Origin of the sequence: Agromyces binzhouensis, from assembly GCF_004135055.1 — a bacterium.
GTDB lineage: Bacteria > Actinomycetota > Actinomycetes > Actinomycetales > Microbacteriaceae > Agromyces > Agromyces binzhouensis.
This window is the reverse complement of sequence record NZ_SDPL01000412.1, coordinates 1-2,770: the sequence shown is the minus strand read 5'-3', so window position 1 is coordinate 2,770 and position 2,770 is coordinate 1. Positions and strand designations below refer to the sequence as shown.

Genomic DNA, 2,770 nt, shown 5'->3' with positions numbered 1-2,770 from the left:
AGCGCCATCCGCTCGCTCATCGACCACGCGACCACGCTAGCCGCAGGCGCGCCGGAGCGCCCCGGCGGCGCTCGGCCGGAGCCGCCGCGGGACCGCCGACGCATGGGACCCAAGTGCTTTCGGCTCACCGAAAAGACGCTACGATTTCGGTATGCCGAAACGTGCCGCCGTCGCCACGATGCTCACCGCCGCAGCCCTCGCGCTCAGCGGATGCTCCGGCCTGCCGGCGAACGGCGAGGACGACGGTCGCCCCGTCGTGCTCACGACGTTCACGGTGCTCGCCGACATCGCCGACGAGGTCGCCGGCGACCACCTCCGCGTCGAGTCCATCACCAAGGTCGGCGCCGAGATCCACGGCTACGAGCCGACGCCCGGCGACCTGCGACGCGCGTCCCAGGCCGACCTCATCCTCGACAACGGGCTGAACCTCGAGGCGTGGTTCGAACGCTTCGTCGCCGACCTCGACGTGCCGCACGTGGTCGTCAGCGACGGCGTCGAGGTCATGTCGATCGCCGACGGCGAGGCGGAGGGACTGCCCAACCCGCACGCGTGGATGTCCGCGCTCAACACGCAGGTCTACGTCGACAACATGGTCGACGCGTTCTCCGAGCTCGATCCCGCGCACGCCGACGACTACGCCGCCAACGGCGAGGCCTACCGGGCCGAGCTCCAGGCCGTGCACGACGAGATGATCGCCGAGCTCTCGGCGCTGCCGGCGAACGAACGGGCGCTGGTGACCTGCGAGGGCGCGTTCTCCTACCTCGCACGAGACGCCGGGCTCACCGAGCAGTACCTCTGGGCCGTCAACGCCGAGCAGCAGGCGACGCCGCAGCAGGTCGCCGCGACCATCGACTTCATCGACGCGCAGGGCGTCCCCGCGGTGTTCTGCGAGTCCACCGTCTCCGACGAGGCCATGCAGCAGGTGGTCGAGGCGACGGATGCCGCGTTCGGCGGCGTCCTCTACGTCGACTCGCTCTCGGAGCCCGACGGCCCCGTGCCCACCTACCTCGACCTGCTCCGCCACGACGCGGAGGTCATCACCGAGGCGCTCACCGGGGGCGCACGATGAGCGGCCCCGCGACATCCGCCCGCCGCCCTCCGACGGGCGAGGCCGCGCTCGACGTCCACGGGATCACCGTGCACTACGGCGACGTGCTCGCACTCGACGACGTGAGCCTGACGCTCCGCCGCGGCACGATCTGCGGGCTCATCGGCATGAACGGGTCCGGCAAGTCGACGCTCTTCAAGGCGATCATGGGCAACGTCCGCCCCGACCGCGGGACGGTCTCGATCGGCGGCCGGTCGCCGCGCCAGGCGCGGAGGGCGGGCGCCGTGGGCTACGTGCCGCAGAGCGAGGAGGTCGACTGGTCGTTCCCGCTCAGCGTGCACGACGTCGTGATGATGGGCCGGTACGGGTTCCAGGGGTTCACGCGGCGACCACGGCGCGCCGACCGCGACGCCGTCGCCGAGGCGCTCGACCGCGTCGAACTCGCCGACCTGGCCGACCGCCGCATCGGCGCGCTCTCCGGGGGGCAGCGCAAGCGCGCGTTCGTCGCGCGCGGCCTCGCGCAGGGGGCCGACCTGCTCCTGCTCGACGAGCCGTTCGCGGGCGTCGACAAGCGCAGCGAGGCGACGATCACCGACCTGCTGCGCGAGCTCGCGGACGGCGGCGCGACCGTGCTCGTGTCCTCGCACGACCTCGAGGCGCTCCCGCGACTCGCCGACGAGGCGATCCTCCTCCTGCGACGCGTGCTGCTGCACGGGACGCCGGCCGAGGCGCTGCAGCCCGAGCAACTGGCCCGGGCGTTCGGCCTCGACCTCGCGACGCGACGGCCGACCGACGGAGGCGACTGACATGCCGCTCGACCTGCTGCTCGAACCGCTCGCCTACGACTTCATGCAGCGCGCCTTCCTCGTCACGATCACCGCCGCGATCGTGTGCGGCGTGCTCAGCTGCTGGCTCGTCCTCATCGGGTGGTCGCTCATGGGCGACGCGGTCTCGCACGCGGTGCTGCCCGGCGTCGTGATCGCGTACCTGCTGGGGACGCCGTTCGCGGTCGGTGCGCTCGTGTTCGGACTCGGCGCGGTCGCGCTGATCTTCCTCGTGCGTTCGACGAGCCGCGTGAAGGAGGACGCCGCGATCGGCGTGGTCTTCACGACGCTCTTCGCGCTCGGGCTCGTGCTCATCTCGGTCGTGCCGAGCCAGACCGACCTCGGGCACATCCTCTTCGGCAACCTGCTCGGCGTGAGCGCAGGCGACCTGGTGCAGGTGCTCGCGCTCGGGGCGTTCACGCTCGTCGTCCTCGTGCTCAAGCGCCGCGACCTCACGCTGTACGCATTCGACCCGACGCACGCGCATGCGATCGGGCTGAATCCGAAGGTCCTCGGCGCGCTGCTGCTCGGGCTCCTCGCGCTCACGGTCGTGGTGGCGCTGCAGGCCGTCGGCGTCGTGCTCGTCGTCGCCATGCTCATCATCCCCGGGGCGACGGCGTACCTGCTCACCGACCGCTTCGCGCGGATGCTCGTGATCTCGCCGGCCATCGCCGCGGGCTGCGCGATCGTCGGCATCTACGCCAGCTACTACCTCGACGCGGCGTCGGGCGGCATGGTCGTGCTGACGATGGGCGTGGTGTTCGCACTCGTCTACCTCTTCGCACCGAGGCACGGCGTGATCGGCCGGAGCCTGGCCGCCGCGCGCCGCCGACGCGCGAGTGCGGCGCGGACGACCGAGACCGCACGGCAGCCCGCCTGACGGCGAACCGCCTCGGGA

General features: G+C 71.9%; 3 protein-coding genes. All 3 read left to right on the top strand.

What is annotated here, in order from left to right:
• Positions 1 to 151: 151 nt before the first annotated feature.
• The 3 genes from ESO86_RS14985 to ESO86_RS14975 are packed head-to-tail and all read left to right on the top strand — an operon-like array spanning position 152 to position 2,752.
• A complete protein-coding gene (locus tag ESO86_RS14985) occupies positions 152 to 1,069 on the top strand; it encodes a metal ABC transporter substrate-binding protein (protein WP_129235700.1) in 918 nt (305 codons plus the stop codon).
• Complete coding sequence (locus tag ESO86_RS14980) at positions 1,066 to 1,854, top strand: metal ABC transporter ATP-binding protein (protein ID WP_129235699.1); 789 nt, start codon at positions 1,066 to 1,068, stop codon at positions 1,852 to 1,854. The genes ESO86_RS14985 and ESO86_RS14980 overlap by 4 nt, the downstream gene beginning before the upstream one ends.
• A 1-nt stretch (position 1,855) precedes the next feature.
• On the top strand, positions 1,856 to 2,752 hold the full coding sequence (locus ESO86_RS14975; RefSeq protein WP_129235698.1) for a metal ABC transporter permease: 897 nt from the start codon (positions 1,856 to 1,858) through the stop codon (positions 2,750 to 2,752).
• The last annotated feature ends 18 nt before the right edge of the window (positions 2,753 to 2,770 follow it).